This window comes from Mangrovactinospora gilvigrisea (genome assembly GCF_001879105.1).
GTDB lineage: Bacteria > Actinomycetota > Actinomycetes > Streptomycetales > Streptomycetaceae > Mangrovactinospora > Mangrovactinospora gilvigrisea.
Genome location: NZ_MLCF01000011.1, coordinates 74,651 through 92,264 on the forward strand (window position 1 = coordinate 74,651; position 17,614 = coordinate 92,264).

The 17,614-nt window shown below is 75.4% G+C and carries 13 protein-coding genes and 1 riboswitch; of the genes, 2 read left to right on the top strand and 11 right to left on the bottom strand.

Features of this window, described 5'->3' with window-relative positions; all coding sequences use genetic code 11:
* Position 1: 1 nt before the first annotated feature.
* Positions 2–201: riboswitch (cyclic di-AMP (ydaO/yuaA leader) on the bottom strand.
* 187 nt (positions 202–388) lie between these two features.
* The 11 genes from BIV57_RS03810 to BIV57_RS03860 form a co-directional block, all read right to left on the bottom strand.
* The gene (locus BIV57_RS03810; protein WP_071655185.1) at positions 389–1,669 is read right to left on the bottom strand and encodes a cytochrome P450 family protein; all 1,281 of its coding nucleotides are present in this window, start codon (positions 1,667–1,669) and stop codon (positions 389–391) included.
* A complete protein-coding gene (locus BIV57_RS03815; RefSeq protein ID WP_071655228.1) occupies positions 1,666–2,415 on the bottom strand; it encodes an endonuclease V in 750 nt (249 codons plus the stop codon). The genes BIV57_RS03810 and BIV57_RS03815 overlap by 4 nt, the downstream gene beginning before the upstream one ends.
* Positions 2,416–2,456: 41 nt before the next feature.
* Positions 2,457–3,437, bottom strand: coding sequence for a nucleoside triphosphate pyrophosphohydrolase (locus tag BIV57_RS03820; RefSeq protein WP_071655186.1), 981 nt, complete (start codon positions 3,435–3,437; stop codon positions 2,457–2,459).
* Positions 3,438–3,472: 35 nt separating this feature from the next.
* Positions 3,473–4,066 carry a SurA N-terminal domain-containing protein gene (locus BIV57_RS03825; protein WP_071655187.1) on the bottom strand — a complete coding sequence of 198 codons (594 nt, stop codon included), beginning with the start codon at positions 4,064–4,066 and terminating at the stop codon, positions 3,473–3,475.
* Positions 4,067–4,135: 69 nt separating this feature from the next.
* Positions 4,136–5,062, bottom strand: a complete 927-nt coding sequence (locus tag BIV57_RS03830; protein ID WP_071655188.1) for a hypothetical protein — start codon at positions 5,060–5,062, stop codon at positions 4,136–4,138.
* A 52-nt stretch (positions 5,063–5,114) separates the two neighbouring features.
* Positions 5,115–8,702 carry a transcription-repair coupling factor gene (mfd, locus tag BIV57_RS03835; protein WP_071655189.1) on the bottom strand — a complete coding sequence of 1,196 codons (3,588 nt, stop codon included), beginning with the start codon at positions 8,700–8,702 and terminating at the stop codon, positions 5,115–5,117.
* Between the two features lie 362 nt (positions 8,703–9,064).
* Positions 9,065–10,093 (bottom strand): coiled-coil domain-containing protein, encoded by a 1,029-nt coding sequence (locus BIV57_RS24875; protein WP_071655190.1) that lies wholly within the window; start codon positions 10,091–10,093, stop codon positions 9,065–9,067.
* Between the two features lie 172 nt (positions 10,094–10,265).
* On the bottom strand, positions 10,266–12,845 hold the full coding sequence (locus BIV57_RS03845) for an SUKH-4 family immunity protein (protein WP_071655191.1): 2,580 nt from the start codon (positions 12,843–12,845) through the stop codon (positions 10,266–10,268).
* Position 12,846: 1 nt separating this feature from the next.
* Positions 12,847–13,827 carry an HNH endonuclease gene (locus BIV57_RS03850; protein ID WP_071655192.1) on the bottom strand — a complete coding sequence of 327 codons (981 nt, stop codon included), beginning with the start codon at positions 13,825–13,827 and terminating at the stop codon, positions 12,847–12,849.
* 337 nt (positions 13,828–14,164) lie between these two features.
* On the bottom strand, positions 14,165–15,427 hold the full coding sequence (locus BIV57_RS03855; protein WP_245797411.1) for a DegT/DnrJ/EryC1/StrS family aminotransferase: 1,263 nt from the start codon (positions 15,425–15,427) through the stop codon (positions 14,165–14,167).
* The gene (locus BIV57_RS03860) at positions 15,424–16,416 is read right to left on the bottom strand and encodes an NAD-dependent epimerase/dehydratase family protein (protein ID WP_071655193.1); all 993 of its coding nucleotides are present in this window, start codon (positions 16,414–16,416) and stop codon (positions 15,424–15,426) included. The genes BIV57_RS03855 and BIV57_RS03860 overlap by 4 nt, the downstream gene beginning before the upstream one ends.
* Positions 16,417–16,595: 179 nt before the next feature.
* Here BIV57_RS03860 and BIV57_RS03865 point away from each other — a divergent pair, with 179 nt between their 5' ends.
* Both BIV57_RS03865 and BIV57_RS03870 read left to right on the top strand, forming a co-directional pair.
* Positions 16,596–17,048, top strand: coding sequence for a YwqJ-related putative deaminase (locus BIV57_RS03865; protein ID WP_071655194.1), 453 nt, complete (start codon positions 16,596–16,598; stop codon positions 17,046–17,048).
* Between the two features lie 84 nt (positions 17,049–17,132).
* Positions 17,133–17,612: an SUKH-3 domain-containing protein gene (locus BIV57_RS03870; protein WP_071655195.1), complete on the top strand. Its 480-nt coding sequence runs from the start codon at positions 17,133–17,135 to the stop codon at positions 17,610–17,612.
* The last annotated feature ends 2 nt before the right edge of the window (positions 17,613–17,614 follow it).

A 17,614-nucleotide genomic window follows, 5' to 3' on the forward strand; every position in this document is an offset into this window, starting at 1 on the left:
TTCCGTCCCTCTCCGACGCCTGCGAGGTGAGCTGTCGGGTTCGGGCCGGGAGGATGGCCCGGCCGGGCCCGGCCCGAGGGCCTGACTCGGCTTCACCCCAAGCCGTCCGCCTGCCCGTTGTCCGTGCGGACAGCGGGTCTGCGGCCGGCGGGAACGTTGGTTCCCCCGCTCCTGCCTTCGGGTTGTCGGTGCGCCCTGTCTGCCTGCCGCCGACGGCAGGATTGGGCGGTCCGGCGGCAGGGCCCGCGGGTGCAGGCCAACGGGAACGGTAACGACTGACTCAGATGATCACAAGCCTGTATAGCAATCGTCACACGCGCATCACTTCAGAATGGCTTAAGGTGACGCCTCGTCAGCGGCGGCATCGCGTCCGCTTAGTGAGCACATGTCAGGACTCCCCGTCAGGTCCATGGAGCAACCCGGACAAAGGGGCGAAGGAGACCGGCAGGTCGCGGAGCCCGCGCATGATCAGCCCGCCGCGCCAGCGCAGCTCGGAGGGGTCGGCGGAAAGTTCCAGGTCGGGCAGCCGGCGGAAGAGCGCGGCGAGCGCGACGCGCCCCTCCAGGCGGGCCAGCGGGGCGCCCAGGCAGTAGTGGATGCCGTGGCCGAAACCGAGGTGCGGGTTGTCGGCGCGGGCCAGGTCCAGCAGGTCCGGATCGGCGAAGCGGGCGCCGTCCCGGTCCGCGGCGGCGAGCACGACGAGCACCGGCTCGCCGGCCGCGATGCGCGGCCCGCCGGGTCCGCCGGGTCCGCCGAGAACAAGGTCCTCCCTGGCGAACCGCCAGGTGGCCATCTCCACCGGTCCGTCGAAGCGCAGCAGCTCCTCGACGGCGGCGGTCTGGGCGGCGGCGTCGCCGTCCGCGACGGACTTCTCGAAGGCCGCCCGCTGGGCGCCGTGGACGGGGTCGAGCAGCGCGCGGGTGCCGTTGCCGATCAGGTTGACGGTGGTCTCGAAGCCGGCGAAAAGCAGGATGAACGCCATCGCGGCGGCCTCCGACTCGGTGAGGTGCTCGCCGTGGTCGCTCGCCCGGATCAGCCCGGAGATCAGGTCGTCGCCGAGGTCGGAGCGCTTGCGGTGGATCAGCTCGGCGAGGTAGCCGCGGATCCGCTTCACCGCGCGGGCGACGCCGCCGCGCGGGGCGCGGGCGCCGTGGCGGATCATCTGGCCGGCCCAGTCGCGCAGCTGCTCCTGGTCCTCGCCCGGGACGCCGAGCAGGTCGCAGATCGCGTAGATGGGCAGCGGGAAGGCGTACTCGTGGATCAGGTCGGCGCTGCCGCGGGCGGCGAAGGCGTCCAGCAGCCCGTCGGCGAGCGCCTGGACGCGCGGCTCGAAGGCGGCGACGCGGCGCGGGGTGAAGGCCCGGGAGACGAGCCGGCGCAGCCGGGTGTGGTCGGGCGGGTCGATGTTGAGCAGATGCGTGATCAGGCCGGAGCTGCGCTCCCCCGGGATGCCGACCTTGCCGGCGGCGTGCGCGGCGCGGCTGTGGGTGTCGGGGTTCTTGCTCAGCCGCGGGTCGGCGAGGGCGGAGCGGGCGTCCTCGTAGCGGCTGACGAGCCAGGCGTCGACGCCGCTGGGGAGGGTGGTGCGGTGCACGGGGGCGTCGCGGCGGAGGGCGGCGTACGCCGGGTAGGGGTCGTCGGCGAAGGCGCGGGTGAAGAGCTCGGTCATGCGCGGGCTTCGGTGTCGGCGTTGCGGGTGTCGGCGTTGCGGGTGTCGGCGTCGAGGGCGTCGCGGCAGAGGCGGTCGGCGCGGCGGGTCGTCTCCGGGAGGCGGTAGCGGGGCGCGGCGGCGAGGACGTGGCGGGTGAGGTCGTCCAGCCCGACGCGGTGGCCGACCGAGAGGTAGACGGGTTTGACGCCGCGTTGGGTGCGCAGGACGCGTCCCAGGACCGCGCCGTCCGCCTCGTCGACGAGGTCGGCGTGGTCGCCGCGCTCGGGGCCGGGCTCGGCGTGCGTGCCGATCAGGCGGGTCTTGGCGACGCCGGCGGTGGGCAGGCCGGTGAGGACGCCGAGATGGCAGGCGAGGCCGAAGCGGCGGGGGTGGGCGAGCCCGTGGCCGTCGCAGAGCAGCAGGTCGGGCGGGGCGGTGAGCTTGGCCAGGGCGGCGAGCAGGACGGGGACCTCGCGGAAGGCGAAGAGGCCGGGGATGTAGGGGAAGCGGGCCGGGCCGATGGCCGTGGCCTCCTCGATGACGTCGAGCGTCGCCGCGTCCAGCACGACGACGGCTCCGGCGACGCGGTCCTCCGGACCGCCGGTGCCGGCGTAGGCGACGTCCAGGCCGGCGAGGGTGCGCGGGCGCGCGGGGCCTTCGGCGTCGAGCACCGCCAGCGGCCTGAGCCGCGCCTGCTCGGCCAGCGCCTCCCGCTCGGTGGCGGGCCACCCCCGCCGCTCCTCCGCCCCGGCTCCGAGAGGCACCGACGGCGCCTGCACCGCGCCCACCCCGGGCGGCAACGGCGTCATCGCTCGGCCCCGCGGACCCGCTCCGCGTACCGGCGCGCCGCCCCGCGCAGCGCCGCCTCCGCGTCCAGGCCCCGCTCGCGCGCGTCGGCGACGATGCCCAGCAGCAGATCCCCGAGCGCGGCGCCGTCCGCCGCGGAACCGCCCCGCGGCACGTCCACCGCCACCCCCGCCTTCTCCGCGCGCGACATCAGCTTCCCCGCCAGCGACAGCGCCGGCTGCGCCATCGGCACGCCGTCCATCGACGACGCCCGCCCCTTCTCCTCCGCCTTGAGCTGCTCCCAGTTGCGGGCCACCTGGTCCGCCGAGTCCGCCACCACATCCCCGAAGACATGCGGATGACGGTTCATCAGCTTCTCGACGATCCCGCCCGCCACATCGTCGATGGAGAACGGCTCGTCCTCGTCCTCCTCCGCCATCCGCGCGTGGAAGACCACCTGGAGCAGCACATCCCCCAGCTCCTCGCGCAGATCCGCCCGCTCCCCGTCCTCGATCGCCTCGACGAGCTCGTAGCACTCCTCGATCAGATACGTCACCAGCGAGGCGTGCGTCTGCCGCGCGTCCCACGGGCACCCGCCCGGCGAGCGCAGCCGGTCCATCACCGCGACCAGGTCGAGCAGCCGCGCGCCCGGCAGGTCGTAGGACGCGGGCAGCATCTCCACCTCGGGCAGCGTCTCGCCGCGCACCGCCGCCGAGGCGAGCCCCGTCACCAGCCCGGGCTCGCCGTCCGCGCCGAGCACCCACACCACGTCGCCGTCCGCGGCCCGCGCCTCCTCCAGGAGCGCGAGCGCCGCGCACGGCCCCACCTCGACCGCGACGTCCGCCTCGCGCAGCGCCGGCAGCAGCGGGTGGCCCTCGTCGGCGACCCGCACCGCCGCCGCCTCGTGCAGCGTCCGCCAGGCCGGCCAGGAGAGCAGGCCGGGGGCGACGCGATGGGTGGTGCTGAGCAGGACGAGCCGGCCCGGGTTGTTGTCACTCACACGCCCGAACCTACCGCGATCCCCTCGTCACGCGATCAGGCCTGCTTCAGCCACGGCTCCGACGCCTTGCCCAGCTGCATCTTCGCCACGTCCCACGATCCGTACCGGGGGTTGATGTCGATGTGCAGCCCGGCGGCGGTGTCCGCGAGGATCTTGCGTCCGGCGGTCGCCGCCGCCTTGCTGCCGGCCGGCTGACCGGTGGAGGCCTGCAGCTGCTGCCACTCCGCCTGCTGGCGGTAGAAGTCGTCGATCTGGCCGGGCAGCAGGCCCTCGTGCTGAAGGAGCGTCTGCTCGAGCGCGGCGCGGCCGCCGACCGTCTTCTCGTCGGCCGCCTCCAGGCGGCGCCAGTCGGAAGCCTGGACGGTGATGCCCTGCGCGGTCGCGGCCCGGTCCAGCACCCGGTCGTTGATCATCCGGTTGAGCGTGAAGCGCGGCAGGTTGACGGTCTTGGCGTCGGCGCCGACCGCGCCGCGGAGCTGCCCCGCCTGGGACTGGACGGCGGCGACGGTGATGCGGTGGCCGCCGACCACCGCGGCGGCGCCCGGGTGGGGCGTCCCCCCGCAGCCGCTGAGCGCGAGCATGCCCGCGCAGGCGAGGACGGCGAGCGAACACGTGCGACGAGCGGACATGCGACCTCCCGGGTCGATGCAGCTTGTGACTCGGCTCACGAGGCTATGCGCAATGCTTCGCCGGATCTACTACTGGGACGGAGGTTCGCCGTGCGACTCGCGGTCCGCCGCCGGCTGACCGGTGATCTGGGCTCCCTCGCGCGGTTCCTCGTTCCCCTCACGGGGCGCGTCGCCGGGGGCGTCGACCTCGCCGAAGCGGGCGAGGGCGAGAGCGCCGGCGACCGCGAGGAGGAAGCCGAGGACGGCGATCGGGACCATGCCGTGGCGGGTGGTGTCGCCCAGCAGCCAGACGCCCAGCACCGCCGGCACCGCGGTCTCGCCCAGCACCAGGCCGGCCGTGGCCACCGCCACCCGCCCGCCGACCAGTGACTGGGCGAGCAGGGCGAAGGCGACGGCCCCCGAGGCGATCAGCGCATAGGTGGCCGGCTCCCGCAGCAGCGGCAGCACCGTCCCGGACCAGAACGGCATGTGCAGCTCGGGCAGCAGACGCACCGACAGCGAGACGTCGCCGTAGCCGAGGCCGGCGATCGCGCCGAGCACCGCGGCCCGTCCGGCGCCCTTCAGCCCGCGGGCGGCGAGCAGCCCCAGCACGCCCAGCAGCGCGGCGACGCCGAGCCCGACCCAGTGCACGGCCGGGCCGGGGTGGCGGTGGCCCTCCTCGCCGGAGGTGATGCCGAGCAGCGCCAGCCCGGCGCAGACCGCGATGACGCCGCCCCACTCGGCGCGCCCGAGCCGCGACTTGAGCAGCACCGCCCCGGTGACGGCGGTGACCGCCAGGCTGCCCGCGACGGCGGCCTGCACCAGGTAGAGCGGCAGCATCCGGAGCGCCACCAGCTCGAAGACGAAGCCGAGGCCGTCCAGGGCGAGGCCGCCGATGAACGGTGCGGAGACCATCGCCCGGACGGCGCCGTTGGCGCGCACGCCGATCGCCTGGAGGACGGTCGCCACCCCGAAACAGGCCGCGGCGAGCAGCGCCGCGGTCAGTGCAAGTGCCATGCCGCCAACGGTAGCGGCCCGCCCGGCGGAGTCCCGCCGGGCCGGGCCGTCCTCAGCCGTCCTTGACGGCGAGCTCCTCGAAGATGGCTGTCAGGAACTCACGCGTCCAGGCGAGGAGTTCGCGGCCGGCCACCGGCTTCGCCCCGATCTGTTTGGCCGCCGGCCGCGGCACCAGCAGCTGGTGCGTCGCCCGCTTGATCACCGAGCGCGGGTAGAGCCGCTTCAGCCGCAGCTCCTGCGACTCCCGCAGCTCGGCCGGGCCGAAGCGCACATTGGGGCCCTGCAGCGTGACGTCGGTGATGCCGCAGCGCCGGGCGAGCATCCGCAGATCCGCCACCATCAGCAGGTTCTCCACCGGTTCGGGCAGCGGGCCGTAGCGGTCCGCCAGCTCGTCCCGCACCTGGGTGATCTGCTCGGGCGTGGAGATCGAGGCGATCGACCGGTAGGCCTGCAGCCGCAGCCGCTCGCCGGGCGCGTAGTCGTGCGGGACGTGCGCGTCCACCGGCAGCTCGATCTTCACCTCCAGCAGCTCCTCCTCGGCGGCCGCCGCATCGCCGCCCTTCGACAGGCCCTCGCGGAACTCGGCCACCGCCTCGCCGACCATCCGCATGTACAGGTCGAAGCCGACGCCGGCGATGTGCCCGGACTGCTCGCCGCCGAGCAGGTTGCCGGCGCCGCGGATCTCCAGGTCCTTCATCGCCACATACATGCCGGCGCCCATCTCGGTGTGCTGGGCGACGGTGGCGAGCCGCTCGTGCGCGGTCTCGGTGAGCGGCTTCTCCGGCGGGTAGAGGAAGTAGGCGTAGCCGCGCTCCCGGCCGCGGCCCACCCGGCCGCGCAGCTGGTGCAGCTGGGAGAGGCCGAAGGTGTCGCCGCGCTCCACGATCAGGGTGTTGGCGTTGGAGATGTCGATGCCCGACTCCACGATCGTGGTGGAGACCAGCACGTCGAACTCCTTCTCCCAGAAGTCGACGACCACCTTCTCCAGCGCGGTCTCCGACATCTGCCCGTGCGCGGTGGCGATCCGCGCCTCGGGGACCAGCTCGGCGAGGCGCTTGGCGGCCTTGTCGATCGACTCCACCCGGTTGTGGATGTAGAAGACCTGGCCCTCGCGCAGCAGTTCGCGGCGGATCGCGGCGGCGATCTGCTTCTCGTCGTAGGGGCCGACGAAGGTGAGCACCGGGTGGCGCTCCTCCGGCGGGGTGGTGATCGTCGACATCTCGCGGATGCCGGTGACCGCCATCTCCAGCGTCCGCGGGATCGGCGTCGCCGACATCGTCAGCACGTCGACGTTGGCGCGGAGCTTCTTCAGCTGCTCCTTGTGCTCCACGCCGAAGCGCTGCTCCTCGTCGACGATGACCAGGCCCAGCTCCTTGAACTTGGTCTCCGAGGAGAAGAGCCGGTGGGTGCCGATGACCAGGTCGACGGAGCCGTCCCGCAGCCCCTCCAGCACGGCCTTGGCCTCGGTGTCCGTCTGGAAGCGGGAGAGCGCCTTGATGACGACGGGGAAGTTGGCGTAGCGCTCGGAGAACGTCGAGAAGTGCTGCTGGACGAGGAGCGTGGTGGGCACCAGCACGGCCACCTGCTTGCCGTCCTGCACCGCCTTGAACGCCGCCCGCACGGCGATCTCGGTCTTGCCGTAGCCGACGTCGCCGCAGACCAGCCGGTCCATCGGGATCGGCTTCTCCATGTCGCCCTTCACCTCGGCGATGGTGGAGAGCTGGTCGGGCGTCTCCGCGTAGGGGAAGGCGTCCTCCAGCTCCCGCTGCCAGGGCGTGTCGGGGGCGAAGGGGTGGCCGGGCGCCGCCATCCGCGCCGAGTAGAGCTTGATCAGGTCGGCGGCGATCTCCTTGACGGCCTTCTTGGCGCGGGACTTGGTCTTCGTCCAGTCCGCGCCGCCCAGGCGGTGCAGCGACGGGGACTCGCCGCCCACGTACTTGGTGATCTGCTCCAGCTGGTCGGTGGGGACGAAGAGCCGGTCGCCGGGCTGGCCGCGCTTGGCCGGCGCGTACTCCAGCACCAGGTACTCGCGGGTGGCGCCCTGCACGGTGCGCTGCACCATCTCGATGTAGCGGCCGACGCCGTGCTGCTCGTGGACGACGTAGTCGCCGGGGTTGAGCGTCAGCGGGTCGACGGCGTTGCGGCGCCGGGACGGCATCCGGCGCATGTCCTTGGTGGAGGACTTCTGCCCGGCGAGGTCGGTCTCGGTGAGGACGGCGAGCTTCAGCTCCTCCGCGAGGAAGCCGTGGTCGATGCCGCCGGTGGCGACGAGGACGACGGACGGCTCGGGCGGCCCGGCGAGGTCGCCGGCCCGGCCGTCCGCGGAGGCGAGGCGGGCCGGCACGCCCTCCCCGCCGAGCACCTCCACGAGGCGGGAGGCGGGGCCGTGGCCCTCGGTGACGAAGACGCAGCGCCAGCCGTCCGCGAGGCGCTGCTTGGTGTCGGCGAGCGCGCGGGCGGTGTCGCCGCGGTAGGGGGAGGCCTCGTGGAGGCCCAGGGTGAGGGTGTCGGCACCGTTGTCGTCCTCGGCGGCCAGCTCCGCGTCCTGCACCAGCGGGCTGACGGACCACCAGGGCATGCCCAGCTCGGCGGCGTGCGCGCGGACCTCGGCGAGCGGCCAGAGGCTGGCGGCGCCCAGGTCGATGGGGCTCTCGCCGCCGCCGGCGGCCGCCGCCCAGGAGGCGTGCAGGAACTCGGCGGAGGTGGCGACGAGGTCGGCGGCGCGGGTGCGGATCCGCTCGGGGTCGCAGGAGACCACCAGGGCGCCGGCGGGGAGCACGTCGAGGAGCAGCTCCATCCGGTCGACGAGGACCGGGGAGAGCGACTCCATGCCGTCGACGCCGATCCCGTTGGCGATCTTGTCGAGCATCTCGCGGAGGTTGGGGTGCTCCTCGGCGAGCTCGGCGGCGCGGGCCCGCACCTGGTCGGTGAGGAGCAGCTCACGGCACGGCGGCGCCCAGAGCCCGTCCGCGGCGATCTCCAGGGAGCGCTGGTCGGCGACCTTGAAGTAGCGGATCTCCTCGACGGTGTCGCCCCAGAACTCCACCCGAAGGGGGTGCTCCTCGATGGGCGGGAAGACGTCCAGGATGCCGCCGCGGACGGCGAACTCGCCGCGCTTCTCGACGAGTTCCACCCGGGTGTAGGCGGCCGCGGCGAGCGCCTCGACGGTGTCGTCGAGAGCGACGTCCTGGCCGGCCTTGAGCGCCACCGGCTTCAGCTCGGCGAGGCCGGCGACCTGCGGCTGGAGCACTGAGCGGACGGGGGCGACGACCACCGAGACCGGCCCGCCATGCTCGGCGGGGTGCGAGAGCCGGCGGAGGACGGCGAGGCGGCGGCCGACGGTGTCGGAGCGCGGCGAGAGGCGCTCGTGCGGGAGCGTCTCCCAGGCCGGGTACTCCACGACGGTGTCGGGGGGCAGCAGCGAGGCGAGGGCGTCCACCAGGTCCTCCGCCTCGCGCCCGGTGGCGGTGACGGCCAGCACGGGGCGGCCCGAGCGGGCCGCGGCGGCGAGCGCGAAGGGGCGGGCGGCGGGCGGGCCGATGAGGTCCAGGTGCGGGCGGTCACCGCGGCCGGCGGCGGCGGTGGCCTCGGCGAGGGCGGGGTCCTCCGCGAGGACGTCGAGGAGACCGTTGAGGCTCATGGTCGGGTGCGGCACCTCTCGGTTTGGACGTGGGCGCGACGGGGCGACGCGGGCGCAACGCGGATCGCCCGGCACCTCGCGGAAGGGGGGTGTCGGGTGGGATCGCCGTCCCAGCGTACGCCGAGACGCCGCCCGCTGCGTCGCCGTCCCTCCGCCCCGGCACCCCACCCGGGGTCCGCGGGGTGACCGCACACCTGGTGACCCAGAGCCGGGTGGGGCGCCGGGCGAAGCCGCGGCGCTTCGCGCGCGGGCCCGGCGGCCGCCGACGGCGCTCGCGCCGCGCCCGCCCCGGGTGGGGTGCCGGGGCGGAGGGGCGGCGCGGACAGGGCACCGCGCCGGGCGGGCGGCCGCCGTCCCGGCTGCTACCCGCGGTACGCCCTGCGGGGGTCGATCGGAGCGTCGGTCTCGAAGACCATCGTCTTGTCCTCGGCCGGCACCTCGTCCTCGACCGGCGCCGCCGCCTCCGCCGCCGCCCCGGCGTCGGCCTCCGCCTCCATCGCCGCCGCCGCGGCACTCGCCGCGCCCGCCCCGGTCAGCGTCGCCAGCATCTGCTTGATGTGGTCCAGGTGCGAGTTGATCGCGTCGACCCGCCGCACATGCTCGCGCTGCGACCGCTCGCTCTGCGACCGGATCGAGGAGACCCGCTCCCGCGACTCCGCCCCCAGCCGCTCCGCCTCCGCCTCGGAGGACTCCTCCAGCTCGCGCGAGCGCTGCTCCGCCGCCGTCCGCTCCGCCTCGGCCCGCGCCAGGATCTCCTCCGCGCGCCGCGTCAGCCCCTCGATGCGGGCGTCCAGTTCCTCCGCCTTGCGCCGCGCCGCGGTGTCCTGCTCCTCGGAGCGCCGCTTCAGGCCCTCCTCGAACTCCGCGACCGTCCGCGCCGTCTCCTCGCGCGCCGAGCGGTACGCCGCCGCGGACTCGTCGCGCAGCCGCGACGCCTCCGCGGTGGCCTCGTCGGTGAGCCCGCCGGCCTCCCGGCGGGCCAGCTCGACGACGCCCTCGCCGCGCTCGTCGGCCGCGGCGCGGTACGCGTCCGCCTCCTCGCGGGCGCGGTTCAGCGCGGCCTCGCCCTCGTCGCGCGCGGTCGCGTCGTCGCGCTCGGCGGCCGCCTCGGCCTCCTGCCGCAGCGCGGTGGCCTGCTCCTCGACGAGGCCCAGGATCCGCTGCGCGCGGCTGCCCAGGGCGTCGTACTCGGGGACGATCTCCTCGTTGTGGCGCCGGAGCGCGGCGAGCCGCTCCTCCGCCTGCGCTATCCGCTTCTCCAACTCCGAGACCCGCTGCCAGCGGCCGTCCCGGTCGGCGGACAGCCGCGCGAGGTACTCGTCGACCTGCTCGCGGTGGTAGCCGCCGCGCTTCTCGACACGCAGACCGTGCGGTGAAGCGGCGTCGCTCATGTCTTCCCTGCCTTTTGCCGGTGCCGTTGCCTGCCGTCCTGCCCCCAGTCTCGCAGCGCTCCGGGGTAATGCGCAGGCCGGTGACGAGTCGGTCACCGATCGTGATGCTGCGTCACCGGTCGGCGACGCAGGGCGAGTCGGGGGGACCCGCCCTGCCGTACACCCGTGCCCCTCAGAGCAACCCGTCCCACATCTGTTCCACCAGCACCGCCCACCAGGTGTCCGGCGCCGACATCGCCTGCGGGTCGGCCGCCACGAGGCGGGCCTGCAGATCCGTCGTCCAGCGTCCGGCCTCGTAGGGGTTGAGGCCCAGCCGCAGGGGCCACATCTCGCCGAGGATCGCCAGGCAGCGCGCGAACTCCACGATGCCGCTGTTGACGAAGCGCGGCGCGTCCTGCTCGGGACCGCCCTGCATGTCGACGGCGACGATGTGCGCCGTGCCGTACTCGACGCACAGCTGGCGGCCCCAGTCGTTGCCGAGCACCAGGTAGGTGGCGGCGTTCGGGCCGGCCTGCACGCCCTGCTCCTGGGCGAGCTCGCCGAGGGTCGGCACCGGGCGGCCCGGCTGCGCCTGCGGCCAGAAGAACGGCGCGAACTCGGCGGGCAGGCCCACCCAGACGAGCACATGGGCGACCACCTCGGGCACGCCCTGCCGCGCCACGGCCCGCTGCTCCCAGCGGTGCACCCGCTGCGGGCCGAACGCGGCCTGAAGCTGCTGGGTGAGCACCTCGGGCGGCGGCAGCTGCTCCTTCTGCACCGAGCCCGGCGCGGGCAGCGGCACCCGGACGGCGGCCGGGCGCTGCGGCGCCTCGGCGTGGGTGGCCAGCTCGCCGTGGTGCTCCTGCAGATGCTGGACGCCCTGCTGGCGGGAGGCGTGGTCGCGGCCGTACGGGGCGGTGTGGCTGACCCGCACGTTGGGCCAGGTCTCCCGCACCATCCGGCTGCAGTAGCCGCCGGGCAGCGAGCAGCACTCCAACTCGGTGTGCAGCTCCAGCACCTGGTGCGGCTGCACGTTCTGCTGCCGCAGCTCGTGCAGGATGCGCCACTCCGGGTGCGGCTTGCCCAGCTCGCTGCGGTGGATGATCTGCTGCTCGCTGCCGTCCTGCGCCCGGTAGCGGAGCACTGCGAGGTAGCCGGGGCCGACGGCGGGCGTGCCGGGCGGCATCGCGGGCAGCGGCGCCGCCGGGGGCTCCTCGACGCGCGGCTCCAGCGTGGTGCGCGGCAGCGGCGGCGCGGCGGACGTCCCCGTCGGCTCGGGCGCCGGGCCGGGCGCCGGGCCGGGCGCCGGCGGGGCCGGCGAGAGGCTCGGCGCGGGGCCGGGCGGGGGCGCGAGCACGGTGGCCGGCGGCGCGGGCGGCGGCTCGGGGCCGTCGTCCGGCAGCGGGCTGGCGAACATGGTGGGGAGCTGCTGCGGGCCCTCCTCCTCGTCCTCCTGCGGGGCGGCGGGCGGCGGGGTGAGGCCGGGCATGCTGTCCGGGCGCATCAGCTCGGTGGCCGCCTCGGAGGACGGCGGGCGTCTTCCGCCGCCGACCGGGCCGGGCGGGGGCGGCGGCACGGGCGCGCCGGACGCCTGCTCGGGCGGGGCGAAGGAGCGCGAGGACGACTCCTCGGGCGCCGGCTGCCCGGCGGGCTTGGCGAACGACAGGCCGCCGGATGAGGCACCGCCCAGCGAGTCCCCGCCCTGCGAGGCGAACGGCGGCGGAGGCGGCGGCGTCGGACGCGCCCCCTCCTCACCCGCCGGCTTGGCGAACGACAGCCCCGAGGCGCCTCCGTCCAGCGACGGAGCCGGACCCGGCGCCGGCAGCGGCGGCGGCACCGCACCGGACTCCCCCGCCGGCTTGGCGAACGACAGCCCCGACGAGCTGTCACCGCCCAGCGGCTCGGGCTCCCCGGTCGGCTTGGCGAACGACAGGCCGCCGGACGAGGCACCGCCCAGCGAGTCCCCGCCCTGCGAGGCGAACGGCGGCGGAGGCGGCGGCGTCGGACGCGCCCCCTCCTCACCCGCCGGCTTGGCGAACGACAGCCCGGAGGCGCCCCCGTCCAGCGACGGAGCCGGACCCGGCGCCGGCAGCGGCGGCGGCACCGCACCGGAGGCCTCCCCCGCCGGCTTGGCGAACGACAGCCCCGACGAGCCCGTGCCGAAGGACTCCTCGGCGGCCGGCGCGAACGGCGCGGGCGCCGGGGGCGGCGGCATCGGCAGCGAGCCCTCCGGCTCCGGGGCCGCGGGCGACGGCTTGGCGAACGACAGCCCGGACGACCCGCCGAACGACGGCTCCGGCTCGAACGCCGGGGCGGGCCCGGGCTCGGGCGCCGGCGGCATCACGGGCGGCGGCACGGGGGGCGACATCGGTGCCGACATCGGTGCCGGAGTCGGCGGGACCGGCGACGGCGCGGGCTGGGGCCCGCCCAGCTCCGGCGGCCGGATCAGGAACGAGGTGGCCTCCGCGGTCGAGCGCGCCGACTCCGGGGCGACCGGCTCCGGCGGCGCCTCACGGTGGCCGTAGGACTCCTCCCAGCGGCGGATCACCTCGTCGACCGGCAGCCCCGGCCACAGCGTGGCCTCGCCGCTCGAGCGGTCGACGACCATCCGCATCCGGGCGCCCTCCGCCTCGGAGCCGCCGCCGGGGGTCTCGCCCCAGGCCACGAAGCCGCCGGAGAACTCCTGCAGGCGGACCGTCCGCTTGAGATAGGACGGCACCTCGCCGTTGATCCACGTCTCGGCGCGCTCCCGCGCCGTTGCCAGGTCGGCCACTTCAGCGCACCTCCACCGGGACGGCGCGGGCGAATCCGCCGTCCACCATCAGCTTGGCCACGGTCTCCAGCTCCGGGGGACGGCCCGCCAGCCGGGTCAGGAAATCGTCGAAGTCGTCGCCGCACGGCAGCAGCAGCTCGCGCACCCGCTGCTCGACGGGGTAGCCGTCGTAGTCCCGGGCGTCGTCCCAGGGCGAGAACCACACCGAACCGGCGCCCTCGCCCTTGACCTTGAGCGCCAGCAGGCCGCCCTGCACATAGGCGATGCCCAGGTAGTCCTTGGTGAGGAACTCGCGCAGGCACTTGTTGACGTAGTGCAGGTCGTCGAGCGAGTGCTGCCCGCGGAGGGTGAGGAACGGCTGGTCGACGAGGATCCCGTGGGCGGGGTCCAGGGCGGTGCCGACCGGCGTGCAGCCCCCGGCGACCTTCAGAAACGCCCGGTAGGGGCCGGGCAGTTGGTAGCCCAGCGACTCCTCCAGGGAGCGCACCTGCTGCTCGCTGACCGGCTGCGGGCCCTCCGGCAGCCGCAGGTGCGCGGGGCGCGGGTCCTGCAGCGGGCGGGTGCCGCGCTTGCCCTGGTCGGCCGCGCTGGTGGCGACGCCGCCGTGGTGGCGCAGCAGCGCCTTGACGGGCGTCGGCACCAGCTCCAGGCGCCGGCTGCCGGGGACGTGGTGCCACGTCCAGCCGATCGGCGTCGCGACCGGGCAGTCCAGGCCCTCCCACAGCTTGTGGCCGGACGCGGCGAGCACGGCGTTGGCCGACACGTAGTCGGTGAGCCGCAGCTCGTCCACGCCGAAGCCCTGCGGCGGGTCGTCGATCTCGGCCGCCGCGCGGGCGTACGGCGAGAAGTTCGGAAAACCCCGGTCGTCGATCCGCACGCCGTCCGGGAATTGGGCGTGGCGGACCGGGTCGGGGAAGTGCACGACCTGTCCCGCATACGCGAGATTGGGCGCCGTCACGGCTCCGGGCCGGCCTGGCGTCATCACTGCCCCCATGCTGCTCTGTCCCTGAACACCTGTCATCGTCACTGGTTGTTGCCCCAGCCTAGGACGTCCCGAACGACTTGTGACATGGGGCTCCGCGATGTGGATCCCCGCATGCGGAATCGCGCCCCCGCCCAAACCCGGGCGAGGGGCGCGATTCACGGACGAGACCGGCGGGCCGGCCACGTCGCTCTCCCCTCCGAATCCCTCGGCTGTGCTGACGCCGTCGCGCCCGCCGATGGTTCCGTCCCGGACGCGTCAACTTCTGAAGGTGCTCTGGATTCGGGCCGCAGGGGTGCGGCGGCGCGCGCGGGCCGCCGGCGCGGGCCGGGCCCGCTCAGCCGCGGGCCGCGTCCGCCAGTGCCGCCACCACGCGCCGCTGCACCGCCGCGCCCATGCCGTGGAAGAGCGGCAGCACCAGCGACCCGTCGGCGAGCCGCTCGGTCGCCGGGAGGCCGGCCCCGCGCACGCCCGTCCCCCGGTAGGCCGGCTCGGTGTGGATCGCGCTGATGCCGCGCCGCGCCGCCACGCCGGCCGCCGCCATCCGGCCCAGCACCGCGTCCCGCCGGGCGCGCCCGAAGCCGTCCGGCCCCAGCACCCAGCAGGACTGGTAGTTGCCCTCGCCGAACGCCGGATCGCCCACCATCCGCCAGCCCGGCAGCGCCTCGGCGAGCAGCAGCCGGTACGCCTCGGCCAGCCGCCGCCGCTCGGCGACCGCCGCCCGCAGCCGGCCCAGCTGCACCAGCCCGACGGCCGCCTGGATGTCCGTCATCCGGTAGTTGAAGCCCACCTCGTCGTAGCTCTCCACCACCGCCCGGCCCTCGCCCGAGGCCCGGAACCGGGCCAGCGCGCCGGCGCTGACGCCGTGCTCGCGCAGCCGCCGCAGCCGCTCCGCGACGGCCCCGTCCGCGCAGAGCACCATGCCGCCCTCGCCGGTGGTGAGCAGCTTGCGCGGATGGAAGGAGAACGCCGCCAACTCCGCGCCCGCGCCCACCGGACACCCGCGCAGCAGGGATCCGGCCGCGCACGCCGCGTCCTCCACCACCGCCACCCCGCGCGGATCGCACAGCGCCCTCATGGCGTCCAGATCGGCGGGGACGCCGGCCTGGTCGACCAGGACCACCGCGCGCGTCCGCGGCCCGAGCAGCGGGGCGACGGCGGCCGGCGCCAGATTGCCCGTCGCCTCCTCCACATCGGCGAAGACCACCTCGGCGCCCGCGTGCCGGACGGCGTTGGCGGTCGCCACATAGGAGAAGGACGGCACCACCACCTCGTCGCCCGGCCCCACCCCGGCACCCAGCAGCGCCAGATGGAGCGCCGTCGTCCCCGAGGAGACGGCCACCCCGTGCGGCGCGCCGACCGCGGCGGCGAAGCACCGCTCGAACTCGGCCACCCGCGGGCCCTGCGCCACCCAGCCGGAGCGCACCGCCTCCGCGGCGGCCTGCGCCTCCTCCTCGCCCAGCCACGGCACCATCAGCGGCACCGGCGGCTCGGCGGGCCGCCCCGCCCCGTCCGGGGCCGCCTCCGGCGCCCTGCTCGTCGCTCCGTCGGTCGCCTCGTCCACTGCCCCGGCCGCAACGGCCTCCTGCAGCTCCGTCATGACCGTGCACCCTTCGTCGCCGACCGCCACCAGGCGACCAGCCCGCGCAGCCCCTCGTCCAACCCGATCTCCGGCTTCCAGCCCAACGCGGCGCGCGCCAGGGCGGTGTCGGCCCGCCGGCGCGGCACCCCGCCGCCCGCGCCGCGCGCCGGGCCGTGCTCCACCCCGATGCCCTCCGCCCCCATCGCCGCCGCCAGCCGCCCGGCCAGCTCGCGCAGCGGGACCTCCGCGCCCGCGCCGACGTTGAACGCCCGGGGCGCGCCCGGCCCCAACTCCGCCTTCGCCGCGGCGAGGTTGGCGCGGGCCACGTCCGCGACATGCACCAGGTCGAGTGTCTGGGCGCCGCCGCCGAGCAGCAGCGGCGGCCGGCCCGCCGCGATCCGCTCCATCCAGCGGACCAGCACCTCGGTGTAGCGGCCGTGGACGTCCATCCGCGGCCCGTAGACGTTGAAGTAGCGCAGGCAGACGGCGTCCAGCCCGCGGGTGGCCGCCAGGCTGCGCAGCATCCCCTCGCCGAAGGCCTTCGCCGAGCCGTAGAGGGTGTCGTCCGCCCAGGGGTGGTGGCTCTCCGGCGTGGGGAACTCCTCGGCCGCCCCGTACACCGATGCGGAGGAGGAGAAGACCAGCCGGCCCGCCCCGGCCTCCGCCGCCGCCTCGGCCACCTCGAACGTGCCGTCGACCAGCACGCCGAGCGCGAGCCGCGGCTCGGCGGCGCACCGGGTGATGCGCAGCGCGGCGAGGTGGAAGACGGCGTCGGTGCCGGGCATCAGCCGGTCGACCAGCGCGCGGTCGCGCACATCGCCCTCGACGACGCGCAGGCCGCGGCGGCCGGCGGGCTCGAGGTTGGCGCGGCGGCCGCGGCTGAAGTCGTCCAGCACGGTGACGCGGGCCGCGCCGGCCCGCAGCAGGCCGTCCACCACCGCGGAACCGATGGTGCCCGCGCCGCCCGTGACCAGGCAGCGGGCCCCCGCGAGCGAGACAGCGCCCACCGTCGCCCCTTCCCCGCGCCTCCCCCTGACGCCTCGTAGCCGTGCGACCACGCTAGCCCGCACACCCGCGCGAGGTGGCGGCTATTTAAGAAATACCCGGGCCTGCCAAGGGGGTTGCGAGAGGTATCGTCACTGGGCGAGGACCAGCGAGGACGGCGGTCCGGGGAGGACGCACACCCGTGAGCACCAGCACGACCGAGGGGGCGGCGGCGGGCCCGCTACTGGTGAGACCCAGGGAGAGCCTGCTGCCGACGGTGGCCGCGGCGCTGTCGGTCAAGGGCAGCACCCGCACGGCCGCCTCCGGCAAGGAGAGCGAGCCTCCCACGCTGCACCCGGTCATCGCCGAGTTCCTGGACGCCCTGCCGGTGCGGGCGCGGGAGCGCTGGGTGGGCCGCTGCCCGGAGGCGGTGCTGCTCTCCCGGCACCTCGCCGAGGCGGAGGCCGGCCGCGGACGGCGCGCGGCGCGCAAGCCGTTCACCGACCAGGACGCCCGGAAGGCGCTGAAGGGCGCCAAGCTGACGCTGCGGCGGATACGCGAGACCGGCGACCCCGACCACGGCACGTACCAGGCGCCGTGCCGGTCGTGCGCGGCGCTGCTGGAACATCTCGGGGTCAGAACGGTCGAATCCTGATCAATTCCCTGAAACCGGGGAGAAACCCCGATCAATTCCGGGATCCGATGATCATGGCCGACTTCGGTCCATTACGGTTCTCGGGTGGCATCGACAGAGATTCCCGGCGAGGTCGAGCAGCTCCTCCGGGCCACCGGCTGGCTTCCCGGGCAGTGGAACATGAAGCAGGCCGAGGCATGGGCGGACCGCCTCACGGCGCACAGCGGAGAGGACGGGCACCGGCACAGCATCTTCCCGGCCGCGGTCGAGGCGTGGGCCGAGTGGGGCGGGCTGGCCCTGCGGCTGGACGGGCCGGGGGTGGAGGTGGCCCGCACGGGCTTCCGGATCGACCCGCTGGCCGGCCTCCATCTGCCGCGCACTTTCACGGACTTCGGACGCTCGCTCGGCTCGCGGGTCGCGCCGCTCGGCGAGGAGGAGGGCGGGCAGGCGGTGCTCGCCATCGACGAGTCCGGCCGCGTGCACAGCCTGGACCACACCGGCGAGTGGCTGCTGGGCGAGACCACGGCCGAGGCCGTCACGACCCTCGTCCTGGGCCGCAGACCGCTGCGCCTGCTGTTCGCCTAGCG

What these genes read in the sequence shown, in the direction of transcription:
- BIV57_RS03830 (WP_071655188.1), bottom strand. Translation starts at nt 5,062, where the DNA reads ATGGCACTTGCACTGACCGCGGCGCTGCTCGCCGCGGCCTGTTTCGGG.
- BIV57_RS03850 (WP_071655192.1), bottom strand. Translation starts at nt 13,827, where the DNA reads ATGACGCCAGGCCGGCCCGGAGCCGTGACGGCGCCCAATCTCGCGTAT.
- BIV57_RS24875 (WP_071655190.1), bottom strand. Translation starts at nt 10,093, where the DNA reads ATGAGCGACGCCGCTTCACCGCACGGTCTGCGTGTCGAGAAGCGCGGC.
- BIV57_RS03855 (WP_245797411.1), bottom strand. Translation starts at nt 15,427, where the DNA reads ATGACGGAGCTGCAGGAGGCCGTTGCGGCCGGGGCAGTGGACGAGGCG.
- mfd (WP_071655189.1), bottom strand. Translation starts at nt 8,702, where the DNA reads ATGAGCCTCAACGGTCTCCTCGACGTCCTCGCGGAGGACCCCGCCCTC.
- BIV57_RS03825 (WP_071655187.1), bottom strand. Translation starts at nt 4,066, where the DNA reads ATGTCCGCTCGTCGCACGTGTTCGCTCGCCGTCCTCGCCTGCGCGGGC.
- BIV57_RS03810 (WP_071655185.1), bottom strand. Translation starts at nt 1,669, where the DNA reads ATGACCGAGCTCTTCACCCGCGCCTTCGCCGACGACCCCTACCCGGCG.